Source organism: Terriglobales bacterium (assembly GCA_035624455.1).
Classification (GTDB): domain Bacteria; phylum Acidobacteriota; class Terriglobia; order Terriglobales; family Acidobacteriaceae; genus DASPRM01.
This window is the reverse complement of record DASPRM010000033.1, coordinates 55,598-70,126: the sequence shown is the minus strand read 5'-3', so window position 1 is coordinate 70,126 and position 14,529 is coordinate 55,598. Positions and strand designations below refer to the sequence as shown.

Here is a 14,529-nt window from a genome sequence, read left to right as displayed (position 1 = left end):
ACCGAGAACTGGCGGAAAAAGATCGCGACGTCCTTGGTCGCAACCTTGCCCGAGCCGAAGGTAGGCAGGGCAAATTCCTTGCCCTTCTCTTTGACCGTGAGGTTGAGAATGCGCTCCCGCCGCAGCAGATCCTGAAGCGCCTGCTTATTCTCGGCCACCCGCTCTCCCGAGACGCGAGCCCCGGTTGCATTCTTTCCGCTAAACGTAAAAACTGGCATAAGCCACCTCGCACGATTTCCCGCGATTCCGCGGAAAGGCGGCGCCTGGCCATCTGAGCATCAGACGCCTGTAAAACTGAAACCTATCTTTTGCCCGCCACGGCATTGGCCGTGCGGTTGAGCCCTGCACCACGGTTAATCATCTCCTGCAATTCGTCGGGCAGAGATGACCGCTGCAACGCAGTATCCAGCGTGATCTGCTTATTGAAGTGGAGCGTCGCCAGAGACTGGTTGAAAGTCTGCATGCCAAACTTGTCCTGTCCGGACTGCATGGTGGAATAAATCTGGTGAATCTTGTCTTCACGAATCAGGTTGCGCACCGCAGGATTGGGAATCAGGATCTCCATCGCCATCACCCGGCCCTGTCCGCCCACCCTAGGCAATAGCGCCTGACAAAGTATGCCCTCCAGCACCATGGAAAGCTGCGCTCGAATCTGCGGCTGCTGATGCGAGGGAAACACGTCGATGATGCGGTTGATAGTCGAAGCTGCCGAGTTCGTGTGCAACGTAGCAAACGTCAGGTGGCCGGTCTCGGCGATGCGCAGGGCAGACTCGATGGTCTCCAGGTCACGCATCTCGCCGATCAGCACCACATCCGGGTCTTCGCGCAGAGCCGCACGCAACGCGCTGCTGAACGACTTGGTATCGGCGTGCACTTCCCGCTGATTCACCAGGCAATTCTTATGCTGGTGCACAAACTCGATCGGGTCCTCAATCGTCAGAATGTGCTCGTGGCGCTCGCTGTTGACCTTGTCGAGCATGGCCGCCAAAGTCGTGGATTTTCCCGATCCCGTGGGTCCGGTCACCAGAATCAGTCCGCGCGGCTTTTCGCACAGCCTGGCTACCACCGGCGGCAGATTGAGCTGCACAAATGATTTGATCTCGTACGGAATCACGCGGAACACCGCTCCGCAGGCGCCACGCTGGTTGAAGCAGTTGGCGCGGAAACGAGCCAGTCCTTTCAACCCGAAAGAGAAGTCCAGTTCCTGGTCCTCTTCAAAACGATGCTTCTGGGCGTCGGTCATGACGCTGTAAGCCAGCGCCTTGGTCTCGGCAGCCGTCAGCGGCGGCATGTCCAGCGGTTGCAGATGACCATGAATACGGATCTGCGGTGGAGTATTCGTAGTGATATGCAGGTCGCTGCCGCCTGCTTCCACCATCTTCTTCAGCAATTCGCTGAGGGTTACGGCCATACTTGTGTGTTCCTCTCTCTCAGTGAACGGTTTCCCGCGCTACTTCTTCCAGCGTAGTGACGCCTTGCATCACCTTGATAAGCCCGCTGCGGCGCAATGTCAGCATGCCGCGTTCAATGGCTTTCTTCTTCAATTCCGTTGCCGACGCGCCCACCAGAATCAATTCGCGGATCTCGTCGTCAACTTCCATGACCTCGTACAAACCGGCGCGTCCCTTGTAGCCGGTGTTGTTGCACACCGAGCAGCCCTTGCCCTTCTTGGGTTTTGCGGTCTTCGCCTCCTCGGGGCTGAAGCCTGCCTCGATCAAGGCTTTGGGCGGCATATCCACCTCGGCAGCGCATTCCTTGCAGATTCGTCGCACCAGACGCTGCGCGCAAATCAAATGCACAGCCGTAGCTACCAGGAAGGGCTCGATGCCCATGTTCATCAATCGGCTGATGGTCTCCGGCGCGCCGTTGGTATGCAGAGTAGATAACACCAGGTGTCCGGTCAGCGCGGCTTTAATGGCAATCTCAGCGGTTTCAAAGTCACGAATCTCGCCCACCAGAATGATGTTGGGATCCTGGCGCAGAAAGGAACGCAGAGCGGCGGCAAAATTCAGCCCGATCGACTCCTTCATCTGTACCTGGTTTACGCCCGCGAGTTGGAATTCGACCGGATCCTCCGCGGTCATGATGTTCGTGTCAGGCGTGTTCAGACGCGAGATGGATGAGTACAGGGTGTTCGTCTTCCCCGAGCCCGTAGGGCCCGTCACCAGCACCATGCCGTAGGGCTTCAAGATGGCAGTCTCGAATTTTCCCAGCGACTCCGGCTCGAACCCCAGCTTGGTCATATCGAGGCGCAGATTCTCTTTGTCCAGCAAGCGCAGCACGATCTTCTCGCCAAAAAGCGTCGGTAATGTGCTGACGCGATAATCCAGCTGCTTCTTCCTGCCTCCCAGATTGACCTTCAGCATGATGCGGCCATCCTGCGGCAACCGCTTCTCGCTGATGTCCAGCTTGGACATGATCTTGATACGCGACGTGATGGCGTCTTTCAGCTTCAGTGGCGGGTTCATGATGGTCTGCAGGATTCCATCAATACGGAAGCGAACCCGGTATTCCTTCTCGTAAGGCTCAATGTGAATATCGCTGGCGCCCCGTTTCACCGCGTCGGTCAGGATGAGGTTCACCAGCTTTACAATCGGCGCCTCTTCGGCTGCCTTCTCCAGTTCCGACAGGCCGACTTCCTGCTCCTCCGCCTGCAGTTCGACATCGCTCTCGGCGACGTCGCTCATGGAAGCCATCACCGTTTCCAGGTCTTCTTCCTGTGCCGGCGGAGCCCCATACGCCTTGTCGATGCCCTCCATGATGGAGCTCTCCGACGCCACCACCGGTTCGATGTTGAAACCGGTCATGAACTTTATGTCGTCCATGGCAAACACATTGGTCGGATCCACCATGGCGATGGTGAGCGAGGCCCCCACGCGGCTGAGGGGAAGAATCTGGTAGCGCTTGGCAGTGTCCTGAGGGACCAGCTTGACAACCGCGGGATCAATCTCGAAGTAGTTCAGATTGATGGCGGGAACACCGTACTGGCGGGAAAGGAAATTGGTGACGTCCTCATCCGAAAGGAACCCCAGCTTGACTAGAACCGATCCTAGCCTGCCTCCGGTGTCCTTCTGGACTTTGAGCGCCTGCTGCAGTTGCTCCGCCGTGATGACCTTCTCTTTGACGAGCAGGTCGCCCAGCCTTTGCGACATCCCCCGCCTCTCCTATACACGAAAATGGACTCAAAATGCGGCGTCTAACCTGCCCCAGGAGCACAAATACTTACGGTTGAACGCTTTAAAGTAGTGAGCAGCGCGAATTTATGTTGGGTTGACACAAATTGTCAATTGAGAAGTAATAGATCGGTAACCGTTGGTACGCGCACGGAGGTAATCAGACGACCTGCAGACCCGATGAGCGGCCCAGGGGGGCGGCTGCCGCCACGGGTCGGCGGTTGATGGTCGAGCAATGCAACAGCTAGGCGGCACATGACGACTCAGCTGATCCCGAGTTTCCAAATCCTTAGCGACTTATATTTGGCGAATTCTTCCGAAACTGTGGCCGATTTGTCTTGTCTATAATACGTATTACTGCTCCAGCATAAATTTTCCCGGTTCGATTCGCGGAGCACGCTGTTCGGCGTTTGTCGCCAGAATCCCCAATTCGCTCACCAGGCCCAAGGCGCAGACGTGCAGCCATCTACCTGGGGATTGGTGTCATCCTTCTACTAACCATCCTTTTTGCTGAGCAGGCATTCAATCTCCGCTTTGTCCAGCCGAATACTTCCGGCGAAACCCTGATCTTCGCCGCCCTTTCGGCATTGGTCTTCCTGTTATTCATCGCCCTTAGCTTCGTGCTCGTACGCACGCTTCTGAAGCTCTACGCGGAAAGGCGAGTGGGCACGCTGGGGTCAAAGTTCCGCACCAAGATGGTCCTGGGCGCCCTGGTGCTATCGCTGGGACCAGTGATTTTCCTCTTCATGTTCGCCTACGGACTGATGAACCGTTCGATTGAAAAGTGGTTTTCCACCCCAGTCGAGGAAGTACGAAACGACACGGCCACGTTGGGAAATCTGTTGTCGGACTATGCCCAGCAGAATGCCCAGGGGGAAGCAGACTCCATCGCCATGGCCGAGTCTACCCACAGGGCATTTGAAGCAGGCAATTTCGGCCAACTGCTGGATGTGCTGCGTCGGCGACAAAGTTCCTTGCAGGGCGGCTTTGCCCTGGCCATGCTCGACGGTGAACTTGAGGCCAGCTTTGCCGCGCCGGCCAACTGGCCCGCCCTGAAGGAGAAACTGGGAATTCAGGGAAACCGCCTGCCGGCAACTGCTGGGCGCCTTCAGCTCAATGGGCTGGAGTACATCTTGGCCAGCTCCCGGGTAGGCGATCACGGTCTGATCCTGGTCGCTATGCCATTGCCCCCTAACTTCACATCGGCCATGCAGCAAATCGAGAACAGTCAGCGCCGGTATCTCGAGCTTTCGCGCGAGCGCAAAATCGTGCGCCGTACGTACATGCTGCTGCTGCTCCTGCTGACAGTCCTGGTCCTGTTCGCCGCTACCTGGTTCGCCTTGTTTCTTTCAAAGTTCGTGGTCAGGCCGGTAGCGGCGCTGGCAGAAGCCACCCAGGAGATCGCCAAAGGCAACCTCGACTATCGCGTCGACGTGCCCGCAGCAGATGAGTTGGGCCGGTTGGTAGCCTCGTTCAACCAGATGGCCGCCGATCTCGCCAGCAGCCGCCGGCAACTGGAAGCCTCCAGTATCGAACTGGCGGAAGCCAACGTGGAATTAGAGCAACGACGGCAGCACATTGAAACCGTGCTCGAGAACATTCCCACCGGCGTGCTCTCCTTGGATGCCGGATTGCGTGTCACTCGCGCCAATCCTGCTCTGATCCGCATGTTTCGTCCGGAGCGCGCCGGCAATGGGAACACCCTGTTGCAGGGCGCACACCTGCGTGACTTGTTTCCTCAGGAAGTACTCGATGATCTGGCACACATGATCCGCAAGGCGGATCGTATGGGAACGGCCACCAGCCAGCTTGAACTGACCGTCGATCATCAACCGCTGAACCTCGCCGCGACTGTGGCCTCCCTGAAGCACGGCATGCAGCGATTGGGTTACATCATCGTGCTCGAGGATCTTTCCGATCTGCTCAAGGCGCAGAAGCAGGCCGCCTGGCGGGAAGTGGCGCGCCGGGTTGCACACGAGATCAAGAATCCCCTCACCCCGATCGCGCTTTCCGCCCAGCGCATTAAACGCCACCTGGATCGTGGCGGCCATCCCGATGACGCTTCGCTGGCCGTTATTCATGGCTGCGCTGAAACCATTGCCGGTGCGGTGGAGACTGTGCGTTCGCTGGTGGATGAATTCGCTACCCTGGCGCGTTTCCCCGCTTCTGCTCCGCGTCCCGCAGACATCAATGAAATCGTGCAGGGCGCGCTCAACATGTTCGATGGCCGGCTGGAAGGCATCCGCGTGCGCAAAGAGCTCGCCCCGGACTTGCCCAAGGTGATGGCAGACCCGGAATCGATGAAGCGAGCCATTGCCAACCTGGTGGATAACGCCGCGGAAGCAATGCAGGACTCACTGGTCAAAGAGGTCGAGATCTCCACCATGGCTCTCAACGGCAGCGACCTGGTCGAAGTGGTGGTTGCCGATACCGGTCAGGGCGTCACCCAGGAGGTCAAGGAACGCCTCTTCCTCCCCTATTTCACTACCAGGAAGCGCGGGTCTGGGCTGGGACTGGCCATCGTCAGCCGCATCATTGAGGACCATCATGGTTCCATCCGCGTGGAAGAGAACCAACCAACGGGAGCACGGTTTATAGTGGAGCTGCCAGTAGCCAGCGAGGCAGCTATCGAAACCCCGACTCATGCCTGACATCCTCATCGTCGACGATGAACCCGCCATCCTGGATACCCTGAAAGGCATTCTGGAGGAAGAGGGATATCGGCCGGAGCTGGCCTCTACAGGAGAGGCTTGTCTCCAGGCGCTGACCCGGCGTCCGTTTGACGTTGTGCTGCTCGACATCTGGCTTCCGGGAATCGACGGGATGGAGGCGCTGGAACAGATCCGGGCAATGGAAGACCCTCCGGAAGTGATCATGATCTCCGGACACGGCACGATCGAAACCGCTGTCCGCGCCACCAAGCTCGGCGCCTTTGACTTCCTGGAAAAACCACTGTCGCTGGAAAAGACTCTGATCGTGCTGAAGAACGCTCTCGACTCCCGCCGCCTGCGCAGCGAGAACCGCGATCTGAAGCGCCAATTGCCCAAGAGTGTCATCGTCGGCGACAGCATTCCCATGAAGGCATTGCGCCAACAGATCGCCTTGATGGCGCCCACCAACGGCCGGGTATTGATCTACGGCGAATCGGGCACCGGCAAGGAACTGGCGGCGCGCGCCATCCATTCCGAGAGCCTGCGTCGCGAAGCCATGTTCGTGGAGGTGAACTGCGCGGCCATTCCCGAAGATCTGATCGAGAGCGAGCTCTTTGGACATCGCAAGGGATCATTCGCCGGCGCCACCGCCGACAAGACGGGGAAATTTCATAAGGCCGACGGCGGCACTCTGTTTCTGGATGAAGTCGGCGATATGAGTCTGAAGACGCAATCCAAGGTGCTGCGGACACTCGACGAACAGCGCTTCACCCCGGTGGGTGGCGAGGAACCGATCACCGTAGACGCACGCGTGATCGCAGCCACCAATCATGACCTGGATGAAGAAATCTCGCGCGGCAACTTCCGCGAAGATCTGTTTTACCGCCTCAACGTAATTCCCTTCTACGTGCCGCCTCTGCGCGAGCGCAAGGAAGACATCCCCCAGCTGGCGCGCTACTTCCTCAAAGATTTTTCCGCTGCCTACAGCCGCCACCCGAAAGAGATCACCGAGGACGCCATCGAAACTCTGATGCGTTACTCCTGGCCCGGCAATGTCCGCGAATTACGCAACGTGATCGAGCGCATCGTAATCATGAATCCCTCGGCCACACGCCTGGAGCGCAAGCACCTGCCTCCGCTGGTGCACCGCGATGGCGGACGGCGCACGGTGGGTGAGTTCTCGACGCTCCAGCAGGCCCGTTCCGCCTATGAACGCGACTACATCCTGAAAAAGCTGGACGAGAATCACGGCAACGTCAGCCGCACTGCCGAGGTCCTGGGCCTCGAGCGCAGCCATCTCTATCGCAAAATGAAAGCTCTGCAGATCGCGGTGAAGGAGTAGCCGCGCCTTTGTTCCTCATTATCGATCAATACCCCATTTTGACGAACCGAGGCGTAAACCCAGCTACCGAGACATGTGCGCCAACAGACTCTGGAAAAGACTGGGTAACCTCTGATTCCATTGGTTCCAGTCATGGCCCCCCGGGCCAGCATGGAACTCGAACGCAAAATGGCGTTTCGCAAGTAAAGCTGCGAATTGGCGATTCGTCGCCAGCAGGCCTTCCTGTTCACCACAAGAGAGGAAGAGATAAGGCGTTCCATCGGGATCCGCCGAGCGCGCGAGCACAAAGGGATCATTGTCACGGCGTCTCTGGCTTCCCCATGCTCCGAAAATTGATCTGTGCTGGCTCCATTGAAGAGGCCGCTTGATTGAGAATGGACGGCTGGGGACATCGAGTGCAGAACTGAGCCCACCCGCGAACGAGAACAGATCGGGATGATGTAAGGCCAGCTTGATCGCGCCGAAACCTCCCATGGAAACTCCGGCAATCGCGCGGCTCTCGCGTCGTATAGCTGCTGGAAGCTTGCTCTCGAAGTCCGCAATGAGATCCCGCACGATGTAGTCCTCATAGCGGTCCTGCGGATGTTCGGCCGAATTCGTGTAGTAGGAGGAGTCACCTTCCGGCATGACCAGAATCAGCCCAAGCTCGGCGAAACGTGCCGCATCGGAATAGTTCGTCCAATCACGAAAACCTCCTCCCCCTCCATGGAGCAAATAGACAACCGGCAGTTTCTTGGTCCAGTACGGTTGGGAAGCACCACGCGGTACTGCATGTCGCGATCGAGCGCGGCGCTGTGGAAGCTGACGTCTTGCATTGTCACGTTTGCCGTCAAGCGAGGATGGTCAGGCGGCGCTTCCTGCCTCTTTTGCTCGCAGGCAGCCAAGAACAACAGGGCTAGGATGAAGATGCACGCAGATTGGAACTGGCTGAGCGTTTTCATCGAAGGAGATAATAATGAAAGCTCCAAGACACTAAGAAGCCTGTGACCTTTCTAATCACGGCCCAAGAATTTGCAAAGACTGAGAAAGCTAAAGGCTAAAACAACTCAGCTCTTCCCATGCGGCACCAAATCCTCCAACTGCCGCCTCCAATCAAGCCCTTCGACGAACTCCCGCGAATCGCGCCAGCCCGGTCGCACCTTGACGAACAATTCCAGAAACACCTTCCGCCCAAGCATCTTTTCGATTTCCCGCCGGGCAGCAGTCCCAATTTTCTTCAGCATCTGCCCCCCCTTGCCGATCAGGATCGCCTTCTGCCCTTCGCGCTCGCAGTAGATCAACGCCCAAATTCTCAGCAGCCGAGGCGTTTCTTCCCAGCGCTCGATCACCACCGTCGTGGCGTAAGGAATCTCCTGTTCGGTGTCCAGCAGTACCTGCTCGCGGATCACTTCCGCTACCAGAAAGCGCTCCGGCTGATCGGTCACCTGATTCTTGGGGAAATACTCCGGCCCTTCCGGCAGTGCCTGGACCACTCTATCCAGCAGCAGCTCCAATCCATCTTTCTTGAGCGCCGATATGGGGATGATTTCGCGGAAGTCGTGGAGGCCACGCCAATGGTCGATCAACGGCAGGAGTTTTTGTTTGTCGATGAGATCGATTTTGTTGAGCAGCAGCATGCATGGGGTATCGGATTTTTTCGCCAGATCGACAACAAAGCGCTCGCCGGCACCGAACTTCTGGGTTGCGTCGGTAATGAGCAGCACCAGGTCGCAGCCCTCGAGTGCCTCGCGAACCTCCTGCATCATTTTTTCATTCAGCCGCGTGTCGGGACGATGAACCCCGGGCGTATCGATCAGAATGACCTGCGCGGCCGGGCGGCCTTTCTTCGGCGGCAGGTTGAGAATGCCCTGCACGCGGTTGCGCGTGGTCTGGGGCTTATGGGTGACGATAGCCAGCTTCTCTCCCACCAGCGCATTCAGCAATGTGGATTTTCCCGCGTTTGGACGGCCGATGATGGTGACGAAGCCGGAGCGCATCGATTTATGCCCGCAACTGCGCCGGCTGCGAAGGTTGGGTGTGGGTGATACGCACGCGGTTCACCTTGCGGTCGGTCGAGTCCAGCACCTCGAAGCGCAGGCCATCACTGGTAATCACCTCCCCGCGCTGCGGGATGCGCCCCGCAATTTCGCTGACCAGCCCGGCAATCGTCGTGGCCTCGTGACCCTCCGGACGTATGCCGAACAGTTCGTCAAGACGATCCACATCCATGTTGCCGGGCACAACGTAGGTCCCTTCTGCTTCCCGCACCACGTCGGTCTTGCTTTCGTGCTCGTCGCGAATCTCGCCCACGATTTCTTCTACCATGTCTTCGATGGTGACCAGGCCGGCTACGGCGCCATATTCGTCGATCACGATCTCCATCCGGATGTTGTCGCGTTGCATTTCACGCAGCAGATCGCTGACGCGCTTGCTCTCTGGAACGAAATACACCTCCGGCTTCATGATGCTGTGCACTTTGCGCGTGGGCGCTTCCTGATCCGCGACCTGCAGGAGATCGTGGGCGTGTACGATGCCGACGATGTGATCAATGGTGCCCTCGTACACCGGAATACGCGAGTAGTGACGGGTGCGCAGAAGATCGGTGAGCTGTTCAATGGTGCTGTCAGCGGAGACCGCCACGATCTCGGGGCGAGGCTTCATCACCTCGCGGACCGTCTTATCGCCGAATTCGACAACCGACTGAATCAGATCCCGGTCGCTTTCCTCCAGGATTCCCTCTTCTTGTCCGGCTTCAATCAACGCGTCCACGGCCTCGGCCGGCGTCTCCGGCTGGGGCTCCGCACGCTCGGCGGCGAGCGAAGCTACCGACTGGCAAAAGCTGATCACGATGGTGATTGGCATTACCACGTAGATCAGTACACGGAGGAGCAGGGTGAAATGCCGGATCCATGTTCCCCGGGTGCGGGGAAACAGAACGTAGGGCACGATGCGGTTGAACAGCACAATAATGATCGTGATTATCGCGCCCGCCTGCAGCACTTCATATGCTGGCCACCGTCCGCTGAAGAAAAACGCGTAGGAGACCATGGCGGCGATGGCGGCGGTGCAAAGCTGTTCCAAAACCGCCATTGAAAGCGCCGCCCGTTCGCGGCTCACGCCCAGCCGTGGTTCCACCAGCTGTTCGAAAGCTTCGATGTTTTCCTGGAACTCGCGGGAAAGAAATTGCCCCATCTCGGTGTACAGGCGCTGCACGTAGGAGATGAGCGTCAGCACGCCGAGCAGGCACGCGAACACGATGATGAATCCCCAGCTCATCGTGAACTCCTGCGCGCGGTGCTGCGGCGCGCCCCCTTGCCGTGCGAGTTGCCGCCCAAGTGCGTGCGCGCTATCAGAGAGTTCGGCAGACCAAAGCGATCGCGCAATTCTGCTTCTTTGCGCGCCATCTGGCCCTTGTCGCCTTCGTGATCGAAGCCGGCCAGATGGATCACGCCGTGGAGGATGAGAATTTTCAATTCGTCAAGCGTGGAGTGCTGAAGCCGCCGGGCATTGGCGATCGCCGTCTCAGCGGCGATAGCAATTTCTCCCGCCAAGGCGGAATTCATTGCAGGATCGGCTGGAAACGACAGGACATCGGTGCTCTTGTCCTTCCCCCGGAATTGGTGGTTCAGATGCCGAATCTCGCGGTTGGAGCTCACCAGCACGTTGAGTCTGCCCGCTATCCCGGCGGCTCTGCGCGCGCGCTCAGTAAAACGCGCAAGCGCCCGCTCACTGGCGCCGGGTACCTTCTTGTGCATGATGATCAAATGATGGCTAAAAGAAAACGGGAGGACATCGCCGGCCATCCTCCCGCAAAACGAACTTATTCTTAGTTTTCCGCGGCTTCCGAGTCGGAACTGTCTTCCAGGGGCAGGACCGGCGGTACGAAATTGCCGCCATTGCCATTCCCGCTGAGCTTTCCATAGAAGCCGTTTTGTCCGTTCCCCAGCGACAGCGACATCTGCGCCTCCTGCACCTTCTTGTAATCGTCATAGGCGCGCACGATGCGCTGCACCAACGGGTGACGGACCACGTCCCCTTCATCGAAGTAGCAGAAACTGAGTCCCTCGACTCCTCTCAGTATATCCGCCGCCTGCACCAGGCCGCTGCTTTTTGTGCTGGGCAAGTCGATTTGCGTAACGTCTCCGGTGATCACCGCCTTGGAGTTGAAACCCATGCGCGTGACGAACATCTTCATCTGCTCCGCGGTGGTGTTCTGCGCTTCATCGAGAATGATGAAAGAATCGTTCAGCGTGCGGCCGCGCATGAAAGCGATGGGCGCGATCTCGATAATGTTCTTTTCCAGATAGCGATCCACTTTCTCCGGCTCCAGCATGTCGTACAAAGCGTCGTACAGCGGCCGGAGATAGGGATCTACCTTCTCCTGCAATGTGCCGGGAAGAAAGCCCAGACGTTCGCCGGCTTCGACCGCCGGCCGAGCCAGGATAATCCGATTCACGCGCTTGGACGCCAGCGCAGAAATGGCCATGGCCACGGCAAGATACGTTTTTCCTGTACCCGCCGGGCCGATGCCAAAAACCATGTCGTTTTTCTCGATGGCCTCCAGATAGCGGCGCTGGTTGATGCTCTTGGGTTGCACCGTGCGCTTGCCGAATGAACGCTGCTTCCCCGCTTCGACCAGCGAGCGCAGCGTCACCGAGGGATCTGTCGACAGCACGCGCAGCATGCCCGCGAGATCGCCGTTGGTGAAGGTGTGGCCGGCCCGCTGCAGTTGCTCGAAGTCGGCAAACACCTGCTCGGTGCGCAGCACATCGCGTGCCGCGCCTTCTATCGCGACAGATTCTGCCTGCAGATCGATGGTTACTTTCAGACCGTCTTCGAGGAGGTGAAGATTTTCGTCTCGCGTGCCAAACAGGGTTTCGATGTTAGGTGTGATATCGATGTGCTTCTTCATTCAGGTTCTGAAATTTCCCCCCTTTGAGTTCCCGCTGCGCACACACAACTGCGGGAAACCCTCTAAGAACGTTGCAACGGAGTAAGCCTTTGGCCACGGTGAATTCACTGCTAGGACAAATGACAGGGTGTCCGCTCGCCACCGACTGGAAGCAGCGACCATTGAGCGTAGAGTACTTCGGACCCGAGAGGCAGTCAATGCCGTTTAAGGAATCCCCCTACTTATCCAAAAGTTTAGATGACTAATGTGGGCTGGGGATGCTGCGGGGGAAAGGAATTTTGCCGCCCTCGTTGAGCGCTTCTGGACCAAAAGGAAACAAAACGATCCAGGCAAATCCGCATTTGACCGCCGCGTCTATCAGCTTGTAGGATAGGGGTTTGTCCCAGGACAATTCTTCGTAGAGGATAAAGCAGCAATCATGGCAAATCACTTTTCGGCCCTGAAACGGGCCCGTCAGACAGAAAAACGGACCACCGTGAACCGGGCGAATAAGTCGCGCCTGCGGACGGCCATTCGGCACTTCCGCGAGGCCCTGGCCGGAGGCAACCGGGAGCAGGCGTCGAAGCTGTTCCAGGAAACCGTCTCAGCTCTGGATAAGTCAGTCCAGAAGGGCGTGATCCACAAAAATACCGCCTCGCGTTACAAGTCGCGCCTGAGCACTCGCCTCGCCGCCATGGCTGCCAAGTAGTTTTCTCGAACCAACTCTTCAAAAGAACGGAAGGCGAGCTACGAATCTTGAGGGTGCCCCACTCTGGCCATCTTTTGGCTAGGGTGGGAAGGTCGAGGCGCAGCCTCGACCTTCCGCAACTGTGTCTTAGTTGCTTCTCGGAAGGTCCTTCGGTTTCCGCATAAGCGACCAGAGGCGACTCAGTCTGGTTCTCTCAACTCAATCCCGAAGTGCTCCTTCAGCGCTCGCCGGTACTCCGCTTCCCCCGCCAATTCAGTTTCCGTACGCCTGCCCTTGGCAGTCACAATGAATCGAAGGTCCGAAAGAGTAACGCGGCCGTCCGGGGTCGCTCGCGAGCAGATCCGCTGACGCGTAAAGTGCGACTCAGGCGAAGTCTGCTGGTAGTGGCACATCGGGATGTACTCAGACAATTGCCGCGGGGTAAGGGTGAATTTGTACAGGCTTTTCCACTCTGCGTTCTCCTCCCTTCGCTGCAACAGCCAGTGTTCTCCGATCTGAAATGATCGATAACCAAACCCCTGCTGATGAAACTCGACATCGGGCACCAGCGGCAGAGGTTCCAGGAAGCAGTCGCCAAAGCCTACGTCGCAAAGCCAGGGCTCCGGCGTCTCGACCAGCAGCGTCATATGGTCGAAATCAGGACCAAAGCTGCCGTCCGCGCGCCCTACGCCCGCGGAAAGCTGGGTGACATGGAAATCCAGGCTGCGGAGCAGCGCGGAAAAACCGCCGTTCAGTTCGTAACAAAAGCCCCCACGATGCTGGCCCACGATTTTGTCGAGGATGCGCTCTTCATCAAGCACGATCGGGCGCTTGAGGTGGATATCGAGACTCTCGAAGGGAACGGTGAACAGGTGCGCGCGATGGATTTGGCGAAGGACATCGGGAGTAGGGTCGCGTGGGCCGTCGTAAGCGATTCGGTGGAGATAAGCGGACGGGTCCACGAAATTATTTTCTCATTCAGGACGCGCAAGGGCGCCATGGCTGCGTCAAGCCTGGAAATTCCGCTCGATTGTTTTCATGGGCAGGAACAGGCGATTGCCGCGCAATGGCAGGAAGCCGAACTTCTTATAGAAAGCGATTACATGTTCGCCCTTAGCATCCACTACTACCGCGTAAGACATGACCATTTTGCTGGCTTCCAGGCTGCGACGCAGCGCATCAACCAGGAGAAATGCCCCTAGTTTCTTACCGTGATGTTCCTTTGAGACCGCCAGTCGTCCAAGCAACGTCGCACCAATGCGCTTGTATCTTCCTGTCCGCTTCTTCAACTCCTCTGGAAACTCGCCAGCATCGATTTCCTGCGGCGACAAACTGTAGTAGCCGATGACCACGTCTGGTTCAGCTTCCGTCACCAGAATAAAGACCGCCGACAGCTTTTCTCTCACATCGCGAGATGCGCGCTCATGAAAGTAGGAGTCGAGTTCCTTATCCCCACAATAAAAAGCCGCTCGGTTTTCCTTCCCCAGCGGCTTTACGATGTATCTGGGAGTTTCGACCAATTAGGAAGCAACCATCTGTTTGTAACGCTTGGTGGCCAACTGCAGTGCTTCATTCGGGGCAGGGGGATTCAACAAAGCTTCAACAAAAATCTTCCGCTCGCTGATACCGAGGGTCAACACTTTATGTTCTTCAATGGTCTTCATGGCAGCTTCTCGCATCGAGTTAATCATGAACTCTGTCAGGCTCACGCCGCGGAGTGATGCTGCCCGCTTGAAAAATAGCTTCTGTTCCGCTGACACACGGGCCTCCAACCGCTCCATTGAAGCCGGCGCTACTCGCTGCTT

The 14,529-nt window shown here is 57.7% G+C and carries 14 protein-coding genes; 3 read left to right on the top strand and 11 right to left on the bottom strand.

From position 1 onward, the window contains the following. From VEG30_04465 to pilB, 3 genes are all read right to left on the bottom strand, one after another. The coding region (locus tag VEG30_04465) for a type II secretion system F family protein (GenBank protein ID HXZ79160.1) at positions 1-218 on the bottom strand (218 nt) is incomplete at its 3' end. Between the two features lie 83 nt (positions 219-301). Then, positions 302-1,411 (bottom strand): type IV pilus twitching motility protein PilT, encoded by a 1,110-nt coding sequence (locus VEG30_04460; GenBank protein ID HXZ79159.1) that lies wholly within the window; start codon positions 1,409-1,411, stop codon positions 302-304. Between the two features lie 19 nt (positions 1,412-1,430). Continuing rightward, a complete protein-coding gene (gene pilB, locus VEG30_04455; GenBank protein ID HXZ79158.1) occupies positions 1,431-3,152 on the bottom strand; it encodes a type IV-A pilus assembly ATPase PilB in 1,722 nt (573 codons plus the stop codon). Positions 3,153-3,583: 431 nt separating this feature from the next. Between pilB and VEG30_04450 the strand changes: the two genes are divergently transcribed. Then, positions 3,584-5,824, top strand: coding sequence for an ATP-binding protein (locus VEG30_04450; protein HXZ79157.1), 2,241 nt, complete (start codon positions 3,584-3,586; stop codon positions 5,822-5,824). Continuing rightward, positions 5,817-7,166 (top strand): sigma-54 dependent transcriptional regulator, encoded by a 1,350-nt coding sequence (locus VEG30_04445; protein HXZ79156.1) that lies wholly within the window; start codon positions 5,817-5,819, stop codon positions 7,164-7,166. Before VEG30_04450 ends, VEG30_04445 begins: the two co-directional genes overlap by 8 nt. A 63-nt stretch (positions 7,167-7,229) precedes the next feature. Here VEG30_04445 and VEG30_04440 read toward each other — a convergent pair whose 3' ends face one another. The 5 genes from VEG30_04440 to VEG30_04420 form a co-directional block, all read right to left on the bottom strand. After that, complete coding sequence (locus VEG30_04440) at positions 7,230-7,895, bottom strand: alpha/beta hydrolase-fold protein (protein HXZ79155.1); 666 nt, start codon at positions 7,893-7,895, stop codon at positions 7,230-7,232. Between the two features lie 317 nt (positions 7,896-8,212). Continuing rightward, the gene (gene era, locus VEG30_04435) at positions 8,213-9,142 is read right to left on the bottom strand and encodes a GTPase Era (protein ID HXZ79154.1); all 930 of its coding nucleotides are present in this window, start codon (positions 9,140-9,142) and stop codon (positions 8,213-8,215) included. A gap of 4 nt (positions 9,143-9,146) precedes the next feature. Then, positions 9,147-10,421: a hemolysin family protein gene (locus VEG30_04430; GenBank protein ID HXZ79153.1), complete on the bottom strand. Its 1,275-nt coding sequence runs from the start codon at positions 10,419-10,421 to the stop codon at positions 9,147-9,149. Next, entirely contained in the window at positions 10,418-10,900 is a 483-nt protein-coding gene (gene ybeY / locus VEG30_04425; protein ID HXZ79152.1) for an rRNA maturation RNase YbeY, read from the bottom strand. Before ybeY ends, VEG30_04430 begins: the two co-directional genes overlap by 4 nt. Before the next feature lie 71 nt (positions 10,901-10,971). Then, positions 10,972-12,057 carry a PhoH family protein gene (locus VEG30_04420; GenBank protein ID HXZ79151.1) on the bottom strand — a complete coding sequence of 362 codons (1,086 nt, stop codon included), beginning with the start codon at positions 12,055-12,057 and terminating at the stop codon, positions 10,972-10,974. 418 nt (positions 12,058-12,475) lie between these two features. Here VEG30_04420 and rpsT point away from each other — a divergent pair, with 418 nt between their 5' ends. Next, positions 12,476-12,745: a 30S ribosomal protein S20 gene (gene rpsT, locus VEG30_04415; GenBank protein HXZ79150.1), complete on the top strand. Its 270-nt coding sequence runs from the start codon at positions 12,476-12,478 to the stop codon at positions 12,743-12,745. 179 nt (positions 12,746-12,924) lie between these two features. Here rpsT and VEG30_04410 read toward each other — a convergent pair whose 3' ends face one another. Genes VEG30_04410 through VEG30_04400 form a run of 3 tightly spaced genes read right to left on the bottom strand, consistent with a single transcriptional unit; the run spans position 12,925 to position 14,505 of the window. Then, positions 12,925-13,686, bottom strand: coding sequence for an arylamine N-acetyltransferase (locus tag VEG30_04410; protein HXZ79149.1), 762 nt, complete (start codon positions 13,684-13,686; stop codon positions 12,925-12,927). Between the two features lie 45 nt (positions 13,687-13,731). Beyond that, a complete protein-coding gene (locus VEG30_04405) occupies positions 13,732-14,244 on the bottom strand; it encodes a GNAT family N-acetyltransferase (GenBank protein ID HXZ79148.1) in 513 nt (170 codons plus the stop codon). Continuing rightward, the gene (locus VEG30_04400; protein ID HXZ79147.1) at positions 14,245-14,505 is read right to left on the bottom strand and encodes a DUF1778 domain-containing protein; all 261 of its coding nucleotides are present in this window, start codon (positions 14,503-14,505) and stop codon (positions 14,245-14,247) included. It abuts the gene before it with no gap. Positions 14,506-14,529: the final 24 nt, after the last annotated feature.

Excerpts from the sequence above, each read along its gene's own strand:
- VEG30_04460 (HXZ79159.1), bottom strand. The coding sequence starts at position 1,411 with ATGGCCGTAACCCTCAGCGAATTGCTGAAGAAGATGGTGGAAGCAGGC.
- pilB (HXZ79158.1), bottom strand. The coding sequence starts at position 3,152 with ATGTCGCAAAGGCTGGGCGACCTGCTCGTCAAAGAGAAGGTCATCACG.
- VEG30_04445 (HXZ79156.1), top strand. The coding sequence starts at position 5,817 with ATGCCTGACATCCTCATCGTCGACGATGAACCCGCCATCCTGGATACC.
- era (HXZ79154.1), bottom strand. The coding sequence starts at position 9,142 with ATGCGCTCCGGCTTCGTCACCATCATCGGCCGTCCAAACGCGGGAAAA.
- VEG30_04430 (HXZ79153.1), bottom strand. The coding sequence starts at position 10,421 with ATGAGCTGGGGATTCATCATCGTGTTCGCGTGCCTGCTCGGCGTGCTG.
- ybeY (HXZ79152.1), bottom strand. The coding sequence starts at position 10,900 with ATGCACAAGAAGGTACCCGGCGCCAGTGAGCGGGCGCTTGCGCGTTTT.
- VEG30_04420 (HXZ79151.1), bottom strand. The coding sequence starts at position 12,057 with ATGAAGAAGCACATCGATATCACACCTAACATCGAAACCCTGTTTGGC.
- rpsT (HXZ79150.1), top strand. The coding sequence starts at position 12,476 with ATGGCAAATCACTTTTCGGCCCTGAAACGGGCCCGTCAGACAGAAAAA.
- VEG30_04400 (HXZ79147.1), bottom strand. The coding sequence starts at position 14,505 with ATGGAGCGGTTGGAGGCCCGTGTGTCAGCGGAACAGAAGCTATTTTTC.